Source organism: Chromobacterium indicum (assembly GCF_039708975.1).
In the GTDB taxonomy this organism is placed as follows: Bacteria; Pseudomonadota; Gammaproteobacteria; order Burkholderiales; family Chromobacteriaceae; genus Chromobacterium; species Chromobacterium piscinae.
Genome location: NZ_JAYFSJ010000002.1, coordinates 293,521 through 308,307 on the forward strand (window position 1 = coordinate 293,521; position 14,787 = coordinate 308,307).

Annotated in this window: 16 protein-coding genes; 6 read left to right on the plus strand and 10 right to left on the minus strand. The window is 63.6% G+C overall.

Annotated features, from left to right (window positions below; translation table 11 throughout):
- Nucleotides 1-38: 38 nt before the first annotated feature.
- Together VA599_RS04040 and VA599_RS04045 are read left to right on the plus strand one after the other, a co-directional pair.
- A complete protein-coding gene (locus VA599_RS04040) occupies nt 39-1,337 on the plus strand; it encodes an NCS2 family permease (protein ID WP_021478752.1) in 1,299 nt (432 codons plus the stop codon).
- A gap of 105 nt (nt 1,338-1,442) precedes the next feature.
- Nucleotides 1,443-2,000 carry an adenine phosphoribosyltransferase gene (locus VA599_RS04045; protein WP_021478751.1) on the plus strand — a complete coding sequence of 186 codons (558 nt, stop codon included), beginning with the start codon at nt 1,443-1,445 and terminating at the stop codon, nt 1,998-2,000.
- A 114-nt stretch (nt 2,001-2,114) separates the two neighbouring features.
- Here VA599_RS04045 and VA599_RS04050 read toward each other — a convergent pair whose 3' ends face one another.
- From VA599_RS04050 to VA599_RS04065, 4 genes are read right to left on the minus strand one after another with little or no spacing between them, the layout of a single operon-like run.
- Nucleotides 2,115-2,876 (minus strand): hypothetical protein, encoded by a 762-nt coding sequence (locus VA599_RS04050; RefSeq protein WP_021478750.1) that lies wholly within the window; start codon nt 2,874-2,876, stop codon nt 2,115-2,117.
- A gap of 23 nt (nt 2,877-2,899) precedes the next feature.
- Nucleotides 2,900-3,178 carry a DUF1700 domain-containing protein gene (locus tag VA599_RS04055; RefSeq protein WP_021478749.1) on the minus strand — a complete coding sequence of 93 codons (279 nt, stop codon included), beginning with the start codon at nt 3,176-3,178 and terminating at the stop codon, nt 2,900-2,902.
- 29 nt (nt 3,179-3,207) lie between these two features.
- Entirely contained in the window at nt 3,208-4,314 is a 1,107-nt protein-coding gene (locus VA599_RS04060) for a DUF1700 domain-containing protein (protein ID WP_158677382.1), read from the minus strand.
- Nucleotides 4,311-4,652, minus strand: coding sequence for a PadR family transcriptional regulator (locus VA599_RS04065; protein WP_021478747.1), 342 nt, complete (start codon nt 4,650-4,652; stop codon nt 4,311-4,313). Before VA599_RS04065 ends, VA599_RS04060 begins: the two co-directional genes overlap by 4 nt.
- Before the next feature lie 283 nt (nt 4,653-4,935).
- Between VA599_RS04065 and VA599_RS04070 the strand changes: the two genes are divergently transcribed.
- Entirely contained in the window at nt 4,936-5,997 is a 1,062-nt protein-coding gene (locus tag VA599_RS04070) for a patatin-like phospholipase family protein (protein WP_346787731.1), read from the plus strand.
- Between the two features lie 75 nt (nt 5,998-6,072).
- Nucleotides 6,073-6,228: a hypothetical protein gene (locus VA599_RS04075; RefSeq protein ID WP_166439724.1), complete on the plus strand. Its 156-nt coding sequence runs from the start codon at nt 6,073-6,075 to the stop codon at nt 6,226-6,228.
- A 72-nt stretch (nt 6,229-6,300) separates the two neighbouring features.
- Here VA599_RS04075 and arcC read toward each other — a convergent pair whose 3' ends face one another.
- The 6 genes from arcC to VA599_RS04105 all read right to left on the minus strand — a co-directional run bounded on the left by arcC (nt 6,301) and on the right by VA599_RS04105 (nt 13,088).
- Nucleotides 6,301-7,245, minus strand: coding sequence for a carbamate kinase (gene arcC / locus VA599_RS04080; protein ID WP_031296900.1), 945 nt, complete (start codon nt 7,243-7,245; stop codon nt 6,301-6,303).
- Nucleotides 7,246-7,353: 108 nt separating this feature from the next.
- Complete coding sequence (locus VA599_RS04085; protein WP_021478743.1) at nt 7,354-8,364, minus strand: ornithine carbamoyltransferase; 1,011 nt, start codon at nt 8,362-8,364, stop codon at nt 7,354-7,356.
- Between the two features lie 135 nt (nt 8,365-8,499).
- The gene (locus tag VA599_RS04090; RefSeq protein WP_021478742.1) at nt 8,500-9,732 is read right to left on the minus strand and encodes an arginine deiminase; all 1,233 of its coding nucleotides are present in this window, start codon (nt 9,730-9,732) and stop codon (nt 8,500-8,502) included.
- A 71-nt stretch (nt 9,733-9,803) separates the two neighbouring features.
- Nucleotides 9,804-11,255 (minus strand): arginine-ornithine antiporter, encoded by a 1,452-nt coding sequence (gene arcD, locus VA599_RS04095; RefSeq protein ID WP_021478741.1) that lies wholly within the window; start codon nt 11,253-11,255, stop codon nt 9,804-9,806.
- Nucleotides 11,256-11,749: 494 nt separating this feature from the next.
- Nucleotides 11,750-11,881: a DUF3149 domain-containing protein gene (locus VA599_RS04100; RefSeq protein WP_021478740.1), complete on the minus strand. Its 132-nt coding sequence runs from the start codon at nt 11,879-11,881 to the stop codon at nt 11,750-11,752.
- A 178-nt stretch (nt 11,882-12,059) separates the two neighbouring features.
- The gene (locus VA599_RS04105) at nt 12,060-13,088 is read right to left on the minus strand and encodes a CDP-6-deoxy-delta-3,4-glucoseen reductase (protein WP_104945255.1); all 1,029 of its coding nucleotides are present in this window, start codon (nt 13,086-13,088) and stop codon (nt 12,060-12,062) included.
- A 40-nt stretch (nt 13,089-13,128) separates the two neighbouring features.
- Between VA599_RS04105 and VA599_RS04110 the strand changes: the two genes are divergently transcribed.
- Both VA599_RS04110 and trmB read left to right on the plus strand, forming a co-directional pair.
- On the plus strand, nt 13,129-14,046 hold the full coding sequence (locus VA599_RS04110; RefSeq protein ID WP_104947964.1) for an NAD-dependent epimerase/dehydratase family protein: 918 nt from the start codon (nt 13,129-13,131) through the stop codon (nt 14,044-14,046).
- A gap of 37 nt (nt 14,047-14,083) precedes the next feature.
- The gene (trmB, locus tag VA599_RS04115; RefSeq protein ID WP_104945256.1) at nt 14,084-14,764 is read left to right on the plus strand and encodes a tRNA (guanosine(46)-N7)-methyltransferase TrmB; all 681 of its coding nucleotides are present in this window, start codon (nt 14,084-14,086) and stop codon (nt 14,762-14,764) included.
- Nucleotides 14,765-14,787: the final 23 nt, after the last annotated feature.

Consider the following 14,787-nt stretch of genomic DNA (forward strand, 5'->3'; position numbering starts at 1 on the left):
TTTTCCGAACTCGCGCGATCCGCCCGGAGTCATTCTTCATGCAACTGCTGGAAAGCTTTTTCAAGCTCAAGGAGCACGGCACCACGGTCAAAACCGAGGTGATAGCCGGCTTCACCACCTTCCTGACCATGGCCTACATCATCCTGGTCAACCCGCTGATCCTGTCGTCCACCGGCATGGACCTGAACGCGGTGTTCGTCGCCACCTGTCTGGCAGCCGCGCTGGGCACCGCCATCATGGGCCTGGTGGCCAACTACCCGATCGCGCTGGCGCCCGGCATGGGCCTGAACGCCTACTTCACCTTCAGCGTGGTCAAGGGCATGGGCCTGTCGTGGGAAACCGCGCTGGGCGCGGTGTTCATTTCCGGCATCGTGTTCCTGGCGGTCAGCCTGTTCAAGGTGCGGGAGGCCATCGTCAACGCGATTCCGCAGTCGCTGAAGTTCGCCATCTCCGCCGGCGTCGGCATGTTCCTCGCCATCATCGCGCTGAAGAACGCCGGCGTGATCGCGCCGCACCCGGAAACCTATCTGACGCTGGGCGACATCCACAAGCCCACCGCGCTGCTGGCCATCTTCGGCTTCTTCCTGATCGTGGCGCTGGAATACCGCAAGGTGCCTGGCTCCATCATCATCGGCATCCTGGTGGTGACCGTGCTGTCGATCGCGCTCGGCCTGTCGCCGTTCAAGGGCATCGTCGCCCCGGTGCCGAGCATGGCGCCCACCTTCATGGCGATGGACATCCAGGGCGCGCTGCACGCCGGCCTGATCGGCGTGATCTTCGTGTTCTTCTTCGTCGACCTGTTCGACACCACCGGCACCCTGGTCGGCGTGTCGCACCGCGCTGGCCTTTTGGACAAGGACGGCAAGCTGCCGCGCCTGAAGCGCGCGCTGATGGCCGACTCCATCGCCATCACCGCCGGCGCCGCGATGGGCACCTCGTCCACCACCGCCTACATCGAATCCGCCGCGGGCACCGCCGTCGGCGGCCGCACCGGCCTGACCGCCGTAGTGGTGGCGCTGCTGTTCCTGGCCGCGCTGTGGCTGTCGCCGCTGGCCGCCACCGTGCCGGCCTACGCCACCGCGCCGGCGCTGTGCTACGTCGCCGTGCTGATGGCCCGTGGCCTGGCCGAAATCGAATGGAACGACCTGACCGAATCCGCCCCGGCGGTGATGACCGCGCTGGCGATGCCGTTCACCTTCTCGATCGCCGACGGCATCGCTTTCGGCTTCATCAGCTACGCGGTGATCAAGATCCTGGCCGGCCGCTTCTCCGACCTGCGCCCGGCGGTGGTGATCATCGCCGCGCTGTGGATCTTCAAGCTGGCTTTCTTCCACTGAACGCACAATAATCGGCTCATCCGACGGCCTGCCGCTCGCGGCGGGCCGTTTTTTCTGAACGACGCCAGTCGGCACAGTCTCTTGATTTCGAAGTACAATAGGCCCATGGAAAACCTCAGCAACCTCGACTACTCCAGCTACCTGAAGGGCTGGATCCGCACCGTGCCCAACTGGCCGCAACAGGGCGTGATGTTCCGCGACATCACCCCGCTGCTGCAGAATCCGAAAACCTTCCGCATGCTGATCGACATCTATGTCCATCGCTACATGATGGAAAAGGTGGATCTGGTGGCGGGCCTGGACGCGCGCGGCTTCATCATCGGCTCGGTGCTGGCCTATGAGCTGAACGTCGGCTTCGTGCCGATCCGCAAGAAGGGCAAGCTGCCTTTCACCACGGTGGAAGAAGAATACGAGCTGGAATACGGCAACGCCGCGGTGGAAATGCACACCGACGCCTGCAAGCCGGGCGACCGCGTGATCCTGATCGACGATCTGGTCGCCACCGGCGGCACCATGATGGCTGGCTACAAGCTGCTCAAGCGCATGGGCGCCGACGTGCTGGAAGCCGCGGCCATCATCGAACTGCCGGAACTGGGCGGCGGCCAGCTGGTGCGCGACGGCGGCCTGGACCTGTTCACCGTCTGCAGCTACGAAGGCCATTGACCGCGACTCGCGCCTGCGCATGTTGAAAACGGAGCCGATGGCTCCGTTTTTCATGGCGCAACGAAAAAAGCCCGGCGGGCTTGCCGGGCAAAGGGACACGGAGTCATACCGTAATCAATTGCGCTCCAGCGACACCTTCACCGCCGAACCGCCCACCCTCAGTTTCAGCGGCGCGCCGGGCGTGCTGGCCCAGTCGCCGCTGACCTTGCTGGCCTGTCCGCTGACCTGGTAATCCAGCTTGGCCTGACGGTCGGCATGGAAATCCAGATTCACCATCTGGCCTTTGACGTCGACGCTGGCCGCCGGCTGCGCGCCGCGCAGCTTGAGGTCGGCCTTCACCGCCTGCCCTTCCAGCGCCACGCCGCGGGTCGCGCCGTCGAATTCCAGATTCACAGCCTGGCCCTTGGCCTTCAGATCATCGACGCTGGCGTCCACCTCGGCCTTGACCGCGTCGCCACTCAGCGCCACCGCGCCGTAAGCGCCTTTCAGATCGACTTTCAACGCCTGTCCGCGCATCTGCACCGAGGAGAATCGCCCGTTCAGGTCGCCGTCGAACGCGCGCATATCCACGCCCACCTGCTTGCCGGGTTTGACGTTGCCGCGGACCGTCAGTTTGCAGCGGTCGCCAACCGGCTTGTTCAGCTTGACCTGGAAGGTCAGGTCTCCCCCCATCCGGGTCACCGTCACCTTGCAGTCGGCGTCCGACCAATTGCGCTTCTCCACATCCAGCTTGTAGGGCCTGGCGGCGTCGGCGCTCAGCTCCAGCTTCAGCGCGTCACCGTTGAAATTCAGCCTGTCGATGCCGGCGGCGTCCTCCGCCCGCGCGGCCGCGCTGCCCAGCAGCAGCAGCCCGCAGCCAATCTTGACGATGTTCATCTCGGTTTTCCTCAGCAAGCGTTTCAATTCAGGAACAGCCAGTAACCGGCCAGCGTGGCAGCCAGCGCGGCGGCCAGCGCCAGGCCATGGATGGCCAGCCTCTCCCGGCCGGATCGGCGGGAAAGCCCGGCGGCCAGCTGGCGGGTATCGGCCAGCACGGCCAGCAAGCGGCTTTCGCTGGCGCGGTCGGCCACCGCGCCGCGGATGTAGCCGCGATAATCGCGGAGAATCTTGCGCAATTCGGCTTCCGGCAATTCGACCAGTGTCAGTTGCAACTGTTGCAGGCAGGCATCGTTCTTCATGATCCATACTCCCATCGCAAGTTTAAGGTTCAGGCCGCGGCGTTTTCGCCGCCCTTGCCGGACACCAGTTCAATCTGATACTTCACGTAAGCCACCAGCGCGCGCCAGGTCAGCCGGGTCAGCCACACGCAGAACACCAGTCCCAGCGAGCCGCCCAGCAGCAGCATCAGCCCCACCACCAGCGCGCTCATGCCCACCGACAGGCCCGGCAGCGCATCGATCTGGATGTGGTCCATGCCGTCCTTCAATTCGATGCTGCGCTCGGAAATCTCCAGCGTGCTGTCGCCATCCTTCAGCGAGATACTGCCGTTCGGCCCGCTGGCCACCAGTTTCAGCACGGTCCCTCCGGCGGACACATCCAGCGTCTCCAGGCGCTTGCCGTCGTCGACCCGGGCGGTGAATACGTCCCCGCTGTCTTCGCGCAGCTTCAATTCGCGGATCGCGCCGCCGTCGATGCTGACCTGGCCGTCATCGATCCGGGCCAGCTCGCGCACCGCCGGCTGGCTGGCGTCGACCGCCAGCTTGCCGCCAGACTTGGACACCAGCAGCAGCGCGCCCTGGCTGGTCTTGAGTTCGAAGCGGTCGCCATCGTCCGGCTCCAGCATCAGCAAGCCCTTGTCGATCCAGACCTGCCCGGAGTGGTCGTCCCTCTCGCTGCGCCAAGCCATTTCGGCGCCGCTGTCGCCATAGCGGCCGATATACCAGCCGGAGCCGTCGCTGGTGAACTGCGGCCAGCCGAACAGGCTGTGGCTGCCCCAGGCCAGCACCACCGCCAGCCCCGACAGCAGGAAGCCGACCGACGCGATGTAGCCCACTGTCAGAAACAGCAGATAGACCAGCAAGGGGATGGCCAGGATGAAATTCAGCACGCCCAGCCCCGCGATCGACGCCACCACCCGCGTCAGGTTGGCGAAAGAGCGATGCTCCTGCCATTGCCGGTAATGGGTTTGCGCCTTCAGCTCCCGCGCCAGCTTCTGCGGGCTGCCCAGCGCCTCCACCACCTCGGCCTCGTCGCGGCCATCGGCCTGCGCGTCGCTGAAATACTCGTCGTAATCGGCGAGGATCTCGCGCACCGCCTCCGGTTTCAGGCCGGACAGCGCTTGCTCCAGCTGCCTCAGGAATTCCTTGCGTGTCATTGTTGCGCTCCCTCTGTCGCTGCCGCCGGGCCGCCCCGCAGCACGTTTTCCACTTCGGCCACAAACTCCTGCCATTCCCGCCGCATCGTCTCCAGCTCGCGCCTGCCCGCCTCGGTCAGCTTGTAGTACTTGCGCGATGGGCCCGACGACGACTCCACCAGATAGGTGCTTACCCACGATTCGTTCTGCAGCCTGCGCATCAAGGGGTAAATGGTGCCTTCGCTGATGTCCATGCCCTGCGACAGCTTGCTGACCAGCTCGTAGGCATAGCTGTCGGCCTGGGACAGCGCCGCCAGCACGCACATGTCCAGCGTGCCTTTTTTCAATTGCGTCTTCATTGTTGCCTTCCTCACCGACTGGCAATACACGATACCTTGCATTACAAGGAACATCGGTAAACTGCTGCACCCGGATGTCTGAGTGAACTGTATGACAAGATACCTTGCATCGCAAGGTATCTTTCATTGTTCTGCGTCATGACATCAGGGATGCGTCTTTTCCGCCACAGCGGCGCATCTGCATGTTGCGTTGCAAAAAGCGGTTTTCCGGCCATACTTCAGCCATGCATTTGTATTTTCCAGCGGCATTTCCCTATGGCAATCCACGATGGAGAAGCATGCGATGGCACAATTCAAACGTCCCTCGATCGCGCTGGTGCTGGGCGGCGGCGCGCCCAACGCCACGCTGATGGCCGGCGCCCTGGTCGCTCTGACCGAAGCCGGCGTCAAGTTCGACATCATTTCCGCCTCCGGCGCCGGCGCCATCGTCGGCCTGCTGTACGCTGCCCCGCGCCAGGGCGACGCCATCACGGCGCTGTCTCGGCTGGCCGACATGGGCGTGTCCGACCGGATCTACAACCTGTTCCCGGTCAACTACAAGGTATTCAACAAGCCCGGCCCGCTGGCCGACACCTGGCGCTCGCTGCTGTCGAGCAACCCCTTTCTGCAGGCGATACAGCAGCAGGCCGACAGCAGCCCGGCCCATCGCCTGTTCGCCGACTGGACCTCGCTCGCGCTAGCCGCGCTGTGCCCCAGCGGCCTCACCTCCGACAGCCAGGGCCTGTGCGCGCACGTGCCCTTCATCGATCAGGTGGTGGATTTCTCCAAGCTGCAGTCGCTGCCGGGCGAGTTCTACCTGAACGCCTACAACGTCAGCCGGGGGGAAATGCGCTGCTGGGGCAAGAGCGAAGTCACCCACGAGCATTTCCTCGCGGCGCTGTCCTTTCCCTTCATCTACCCGCCGTACAAGCTGGGAGACGACTATTACATCGAGGGCGCGGCGATAGACACGCTGAACTTCAAGCGGCTATTCGAGCTGCACCCCCATATCGACTACACCATCGTGTTCGACGTGCTGGGCAGCAGCAAGCTGCTGCATCCGCCGCGCAATCTGTACGACGCCTGGGTGCAGTCCATCATCGCGCCGCTAACGGAAATCGCCCGCGACGACCTGCGCCTGTTCGAGGCGCTGCACAACCGCGACGAACAAGGCCACCCGCGCACCGAGGTGCTGAAGATCAATTTCGACGCCCACATCCGCCGGGAAGGATTCAGCGAAGAGCTGGACTGGTCTTACTCCAACCTGTCGCGGCTGTACGATGCCGGCTATCACGCCGGCCAGGACCTGGCGCGGCGCCACGCGCTCGAACTGGGCCTGACGGAGGCCTTGCAAATGACTGCGTAGTTGCAACGATTCCAGTTCGCCGGACAGACGGCTAATCTGGACTTCCGCCCACCACTTGAACCAAGGAGACCGGCCATGGCGCTTCCCACAGCAGTGAACGACCAGATCACCGACGCCGTCGCGCAGGGCAATGTCAAAGCGCCGGCCGCCGATCCCGCGCCGGACCGCGACGGCCTGCCGCCCGACCCGGCCGAGCTGGAGGATCTGATCCGCCAGTTGAAGTCGGAATAAGCCGGCCTGCCGCCGGCATGAAAAAGGGCTGCCGTCGGCAGCCCTTTCGCTTGGCGCGGAATCTCTATCCGCTCAGTACCACTCGATGCCAGGCTTGCCGGTGGAGATCACGGTGCCGGCCTCTCCCTTGACGATCTTCTCGATGTCTTCCAGCGCGCCGATCACCGCTTTCTTGCCAGTCAGGCGGGCGAACTCGCAAGCGGCCTCCACTTTCGGCCCCATGGAGCCGGCGGCGAAGCCCAGCTTGTCCATCTCGTCCGGGTGCGCCTGGCGGATGGCCTTGGCTTCCGGGGTGCCCCAGCCGACGAACACGCTCTTCACGTCGGTGGCGATCACGAAGTAATCGGCGTCGATCTCGCGCGCCAGCAGCGCGGACGCCAGATCCTTGTCTATCACCGCCTCCACGCCCACCAGCTTGTCACCCTGATACATGGTGGGAATGCCGCCACCGCCGGCCGCGATCACCACCGCGCCCTTTTCGATCAGCCACTTGATCGGCCGCATCTCGAAAATGCGCTTCGGTTTCGGGCTCGGCACCACCCGGCGGTAGTACTGGCCGTCGGCCTTCACCGCCCAGCCCTTGTCGGCGGCCAGCTTCTCGGCCTCTTCCTTGGAATAAACCGGACCGACGAATTTGGTCGGGTTCTGGAAGGCCGGATCGTTGGCGTCCACTTCGGTCTGGGTCAGGATGGTGGCGATCGGCACCTCGAACGGCAGCACATTGCCCAGCTCCTGCTCCACCATGTAGCCGATCATGCCCTCGGTCTGCGCGCCCAGCACGTCCAGCGGATACGGCGTGACTTTTTCGTCCACGTGGCGGGCGTAGGCATCGTTCTGCAGACCCAAGAGGCCCACTTGCGGGCCATTGCCGTGGCACATCACCAGGTTGTGGCCCAGTCGGGTCACGGCGGCCAGTTGCTCGGCGGCCACCTTGACGTTGGCGCGCTGGTTGTCGGCGGTCATGGCCTCGCCACGACGCTGCAGGGCATTGCCGCCCAAAGCTACGACGACTCGCATAATTCTTCCTTCCTCATTCTTTCAACGACGCCGGCCAAGGCTCCCGGTCAGGAGGCCTTGGCCGGTTGATGTGTGATCGGGCCGGACTTCGCCGGCCCAAGCCCAGGCTTAATCGCCCAGCGTAGCCACCAGGATGGCCTTGATGGTGTGCATGCGGTTCTCAGCCTGCTCGAAGGCGATGCAGGCTTCAGACTCGAACACGTCCTCGGTCACTTCGATGCCGTTGGCCAGTTCCGGATACTGCGCGGCGATTTCCTTGCCCACCTTGGTTTCGCTGTTGTGGTAGGCCGGCAGGCAGTGCATGAACTTCACCTGCGGGTTTTCCGCGGCGGCCATCAGCGCGCTGTTGACCTGGAACGGCTTCAGCAGCTTGATGCGTTCGGCCCATACTTCGGCCGGCTCGCCCATCGACACCCAGACGTCGGTGTGGATGAAGTCGGTGCCCTTGACCGCGGCTTTGGCGTCTTCGGTCAGCGTGATGCGCGCGCCGGTCTTGGCGGCGATCTCGCGGCACTCGGCCACCAGCTCGTCGGTCGGCCACAGGTGCTTGGGCGCGCCGATGCGCACGTCCATGCCCAGCTTGGCGCCGATCACCAGCAGCGAGTTGCCCATATTGTTGCGGGCGTCGCCCAGGTAGGTGTAGCTGATCTGCGAGATCGGCTTGTCGCTGTTTTCCCACATGGTCAGCACGTCGGCCAGCATCTGGGTCGGGTGCCATTCGTCGGTCAGGCCGTTGTACACCGGCACGCCGGCGAACTTGGCCAGCTCGGTTTCCACCATGTGCTGGTCGAAGCCGCGGTATTCGATGGCGTCGTACATGCGGCCCAGCACGCGGGCGGTGTCCTTCATCGATTCCTTGATGCCGATTTGCGAACCGGACGGCCCGAGGTAGGTGACGTTGGCGCCTTGGTCGTAGCAGGCCACTTCGAAGGCGCAGCGGGTGCGGGTGGAAGTCTTTTCAAAGATCAGGGCGATGTTCTTGCCCTTCAGGTGTTGCTGTTCGGTGCCGGAGTACTTGGCGCGCTTCAGGTCGCGGGCCAGGTCGAGCATGTAGCGGATTTCGCGCGGGGTGAAGTCCAGCATGCGGAGGAAGTTACGGTTGCGCAGATTGAAAGCCATGATGTTGCTCCTGATTAGAGTCTGGGCAAGCGGGCCGCCGTCCCCGTGGAGGCAGCGGTCAACCTGTCTTTTTGCAAACAAACTAGATGAGTATTTTCAGCCCCCGGCCGGACGCGCCGGCCGGGTCAAACAGCCTTACACCTTCACTTCGTCGCGGATGATCGGGCAGGTCATGCAGTGGCCGCCGCCGCGGCCGCGGCCCAGTTCGGAAGCCGGGATCTCGATCACTTCCACGCCATGCTCGCGCATCAGACGGTTGGTGTAGGTGTTGCGGTCGTAGGCCACCACCACGCGGCGGTCCAGCGCCACCACATTGTTGCCGTCGTCCCATTGCTCGCGTTCGCGCTGGTAAGCGTCGCCGCCGGTCTGGATCACGCGGATTTCCTTCAGGTTCAGCGCCTCGCGCACCACGTCCACCAGCTTCACGCCCTCGTGGCGTTCGAAGACGACCTCGCCTTCGCGGTCGCCGGCGTACATGCTGGTGCAAGTGATTTCATCCACCACGTCCGGGAATACCGACAGCAGGTCGATGTCGAGGAAGCTGAACACGGTGTCCAGGTGCATCGCCGCGCGCGATTTCGGCATCTGGCAGGCGATCACACGGCGGGCGCCGCCCTCGCGGTGCAGCACGCGCTTGGCCACCTGCACCACCGCCTGCGGGCTGGTGCGCTCGCCCATGCCGATCAGCACCACGCCGTTGCCGATGGGCATCACATCGCCGCCTTCCAGCGTGGCCGGGCCGTGATCGGTGTCGCAGCCGCCCCACCAGATGTTGACCTTGCCGGCGAAGTACGGGTGGAACTGGTAGATCGATTGCAGGATCAGCGTTTCCTGGCGGCGGGCCGGCCAGTACATCGGGTTCAGCGTCACGCCTTCATAGATCCAGCAAGACGGGTCGCGCTGGAACAGGCTGTTCGGCACCGGGGGCAGCACGAAGTCGGAACGGTCCAGGTAGCCGCCGAACAGGCCTTTCGGGTCGAACGGCAGCTCGAACTTGGCGATGCCGCCCACCAGATGATCGGCCAGCTGCGACGACGGCATTTCGTTCAACCAGCTGCGCAGGTCGGACAGCATGCCGATGCCCACGTTGTCGGCCTTGACCTTGCGGTCCAGGATCCAGTTGCGGGCGGCCTTGTCGTCCAGCACCTTGGCCAGCGCATCATGCACCTCGATCACTTCGATGCCGCGGGCGCGCATCTGCTCGACCATGTAGGCATGGTCCTTCTGCGCGCGCTCCACCCAGATCACGTCGTCGAACAGCAGGTCATGGCAATTGTCGGGGGTCAGGCGCTTGTGGGCGAGGCCGGGACGGCACACCATCACGGTGCGCAACTTGCCGCATTCAGAATGAACACCAAACTTGGTCATAACGCTACTCCTTGAGTCTTGTCTGACTTCGGGGGCGGGCATCCGCCCCCACTGGTTTCAAAATCTTTCGCTTACAGGCCGATCTGGCCGGTCGCCAGCATGTAGACCGCGATCAGGGCCATCACCACCACGATGGCGGCCAGCACGGCTTCGATCAGGTTGAACGGCTTGCGGCCTTGCTCCTTCTTGGCCCACAGGTAGAACAGCAGGCCCGGCGCGTACAGCACCATGGACAGGAACAGATACTTGGGACCGGCGGCGTAGATCAGCCAGGCGCCATACAGTGTGGCCAGCGCGGCGGTCCAAAATTCCTTGGCTGTGCTTTCGCCCTGGGCGTAGCCCTCGCCGCGCTTGGCCACCAGCAAGGAGTAGCCGGCGCACAGCAGGTAGGGAATCAGAATCATCGAGGTGGCCAGCGACAGCAGCGCCAGGTAGCCGGCCGAGCTCTTCAGCGTGATCAGCAGGAACAACTGGATCAGGCCGTTGGTCAGCCACAGCGAGGCGGCCGGGGTGTCGTTGCCGTTGACGGTGCCGAACACCTTGGGCATCACGCCGTCCTTGCCGGCGAGGTAAGGCGCTTCGGCGGCCAGCAAGGTCCAGGCCAGCAGCGCGCCGCCGACGGAGATCACCAGGCCCGCGTTCATCAGGTTGGCGCCGAAGGTGCCGAAGGCTTTCTGCAACACGTAGGCGGTGGACGGGTTCTTCAGCGCGGCCAGTTCAGCCTGGGTCATCACGCCCAGCGACAGCACCGATACGGCGACCAAGAGCGCGATGGTCAGCAAGAAGCCGATCACGGTGGCCTTGCCCACATCCTTCATGCTCTCGGCACGGCCGGAGAACATCGACGCGCCCTCGATGCCGATGAACACCCACACCGTCACCAGCATGGTGCTCTTCACCTGGTCGACGATGGAGCCGAGCTTGGCGCTGCCCCAGAAGTCCAGGTTGAAGGTATCGACCTTGAAGGCGAACACGATCAATAGAATGAACAGGGCCAGCGGCACCAGCTTGGCGATGGTGGTGACGGTATTGATGAAGGCCGCGCCGTGCACGCCGCGCAGCACCAGGAAGTGCAGGCCCCACAGCACCACAGACGCGCAAGCGATGGCGATGGGCGTATTGCCGTCGCCGAAGGCCGGCACCCAGAAGCCCAGCGCCGAGAACATCACCACAAAGTAGGAGACGTTGCCGATCCAGGCCGAAATCCAGTAACCCCAGGCCGAGTTGAAGCCCATGTAGTCGCCGAAGCCGGCCTTGGCGTAGCCATACACGCCGCCGGACACTTCCGGCTTGCGCGAGGCGAGCATCTGGAACACGAAGGCCAGCGCCAGCATGCCGACAAAGGTGATGGCCCAGCCGATCAGGATGGCACCGGCGCCGGCTCCAGCCGCCATGTTCTGCGGCAAGGAAAAGATGCCGCCGCCTATCATGGAGCCGACGACCAGCGCCGTCAGCGCGCCCAGCTTCAGCCTGGGCGACGCGCCCTCGGCCAAGCCGGCTTGGGTTGCAGTTTCAGTGGACATTTTCGTTCTCCGATCTGGTATGTAAACCGAGCATTACATTATTAAATTCTTATCATCTGAAATTATGGTATACCCCAAAAAACAAGGCTTTCCAGAGGTGTCGGTTGTTAGGTTGATTTGCATCAAGCAGGCCCAGCCATCAATCCTGCGACTTCCGGGGAATGCGACCAAGGCTTGCATTAAGGCGTCATGAGCAGCTGAATCCGGAACGGCGGAAATGCGCGCTCAGCGCCTGCTCAACGTCTCTACCGGTAGACAGCGGCAATCTGGCAACGGGCCGTCAGCGCAAGCGCGCCTTGGCTCAGGTCCTTTGCAGTCTTGCGCCAGCGACTCTTAAGCATAGAAAGGGAATGCCGGGCGAAAAGCCCGAAACAGAAATAGTCTGATACAGAACAAATTCGCGACGCGGCGGGCAAAAAAAACGGATACGGCCCACCACCGTATCCGCCAACACACACATCAAGAGGAAATACTGAAAACGACAGGGGTAATCCTTACTTGCCCGGCTTGTTCATGTTCCGGAAAATCACCCACAAAGCCCCGAAAGCCACCACGGTGGCGACCACGATAGTCAACAGGCTCAAACGACCGACATCGTCGGCCAACAATAGGGTCAGCAACTCCATGGTTCCCTCCTACCGGCATGCGGTTTCAATTGACTTGCCAGCGACATAATAACCACTCGACAAACCATGGAATTGACCCAGGTCAAACCGGCCATCCCGGCGATTTGATGCAGGACAAATAAAAAGCCCCCGGCGCGAGCCGAGGGCTTTTTATATACAGATCAAAGGTTTGTGCTACTTATTTGCCGCCGCCCATATCCTTGGCCAGGAAGAAGGCGTCGGAGAAGAACTCATCGTCCGGCAGGCCGCGCTCGCGGGTGAAGGTGCCGTGGGCCGCCTCCACCATCACCGGCGCGCCGCAGGCGTAAACCTGGTAACCCGACAGATCAGCGAAGTCTTCCAGCACCGCCTGGTGCACGAATCCGGCACGGCCGGTCCAATTGTCTTCCGGCAACGCCTCGGACAGCACCGGGACATAGCTGATGTGCGGATGCGCGGCGGCCCAGCCTTCGGCCAGCTCCGCCATGTACAGGTCGGCCTTGGTGCGGGCGCCCCAGTAAAACTTCATCGGCCGGGTGATGCCATGATGGATCGCATGCTCGATGATGCCCTTGACCGGCGCGAAACCAGTGCCGCTGGCGATCAGCACGATGGGCTTGTCCGACTCCTCGCGCAGGAAGAAGGAACCCATCGGGCCCTTGAAGCGCATGATCTCGCGCTCCTTCATCTGATGGAACACGTACTCGGAGAACGAGCCGCCCGGCTGATGGCGGATGTGCAGTTCCAGGAAGGAATCGTCGTGCGGCGCATTGGCGATCGAGAAGCTGCGCTTTTTGCCGTCCTTCATCAGGATGTCGATATACTGGCCGGCGCAGAACTGCAAACGCTCGGACACCGGGAGCTTCAGCTTCAGCACCGCCACGTCGTGGATCTTTTCTATCGTTTCGACCCGGCACGGCAGCGTCTTGATCTGGATGTCGCCGATGCCGGTCACTTCGCGCGCCTCGATGCTGATGTCGCCTTGCGGCTTCGCACAGCAGAACAGCGCCATGCCCTGCGCGCGCTCGGCGGCGGACAACGCCTTTTCCTGGAAGCCGTCCTGGCTCACCTCGCCCTCCAGCACCTTGCCCTTGCAGGCGCCGCAAGCGCCGTCGCGGCAGCCGTAGGGCAGGCCCACGCCCTGGCGCAGCGCGGCTTCAAGAATGGTTTCGTGCGCTTCAACACTGAATGCATGCCCGCTGGGGAGCACTTTCACCTGGCAAGTCATAATCGTTTCTCAATCCCGAATTCTGGCTAAAATGCACACCATGCGTACTTTACTTGTCATCGGCGCCGGCGATGTCGCCCGGCGCGCCCTGCCGCAGCTTCGCCGGAGTTGGCGGATATTGACCCTGTGTCGCACAGAAGAGGCCGCCGCCCGCTGGCGCGCGCTGGGCGCCTTGCCGCTGATAGGCGATCTGGACCATGCCCCCAGCCTGGCGCGCCTCGCCGGGCTGGCCGACGCCGCGCTGCTGACCGCGCCGCCGCCTGCCCATGGCCGGACAGACTCGAGAATGCGCAAGTTGTTGTACGCGCTGGCAAAAGCGAACAGCATACCACAGCAATTGATCTACATCAGCACAAGCGGCGTGTATGGCGATGCTGGCGGCGGCGCGCTCGACGAAACCTCCGCGACGCGTCCGCGCAACGAGCGCGCGCTGCGCCGCGCCGACGCCGAACGCCAGCTGCGCCGCTTCGCCATCAACCGCGGCTGCGCGCTGACCATCCTGCGCGCGCCCGGCATCTACGCCGACGAGCGGCTGCCGCTGTCGCGCTTCGCCACCGGCGCGCCCCTGATCATCGACGCCGAAGACAGCTGGAGCAACCATATCCACGCCGACGATCTGGCCCTGCTGTGCGCGGCGGCCCTGCGCCGCAAAAGCGGCATCCGCGTCTACAACGCCTGCGACGACCAGCCGCTGCCGGTTGGCATGTGGTATCGGCGCCTGGGCGAGACGTTGGGTCTCCCGCTGCCGCCGCAGCTTCCCCGCGAGGAAGTGAAAGCGCGGGTTACGCCCCAGCAATGGTCGTTCCTGGCCGAATCGCGCCGCCTGGACAACGGCCGGATACGACGCGAACTGGCCGTCCGTCTGCGCTGGCCCAGCGTGCTCGATTATCTGGACGCGCTGCGGCGGGACGAGCCGCGGCGGTCGGCAATACTCGCAAGCTACGCCGAGATTCGGTAACATCGCGGTTTTTTTGAGTTTTCAGCAGGCCAGCAAAATGGAAAATCCGGCTTTCAAACGCGCGATCCGCAGCTTTGTGCTGCGCCAGGGCCATCTGTCCGCAGGCCAGCAGCGGGCGATGGATGAAGGCATGCCCAAGTGGGGCATAGAGTACCGTCCGGAAACGATAGACCTGGAACAGGCTTTCGGCCGCGCCGCGCCCAAGATCCTGGAAATCGGCTTCGGCATGGGCGGCGCCACCGCCGAGATCGCCGCCGCCAATCCGGGCAATGATTACCTCGGCATCGAAGTGCACGGCCCCGGCGTCGGCAATCTGTGCAAGCTGATCGCCGAGAAGGAACTGAGCAATCTGCGGCTGATGCGCCACGATGCGGTGGAAGTGCTGGACAACATGCTGGCCGACGGCAGCCTGGACGGCGTGCACATTTTCTTCCCGGACCCGTGGCACAAGAAACGCCACAACAAGCGCCGCCTGATCCAGGCGCCGCTGGTGGCCAAGCTGGCCAAAAAACTGAAGCCGGGCGGCTATTTCCACGCCGCCACCGACTGGGAAGACTACGCGATCCAGATTCTGGAAGTGCTCAGCGGCAACGCCGATCTGGAGAATACCGCCGACGGCTACGCGCCGCGCCCGGACTACCGCCCGCTGACCAAGTTCGAAGCCCGCGGCATCAAGCTTGGCCACGGCGTTTGGGATCTGGTCTTCCGCCGCAAATAAGCCATTCACGGCTCCCTCCACGG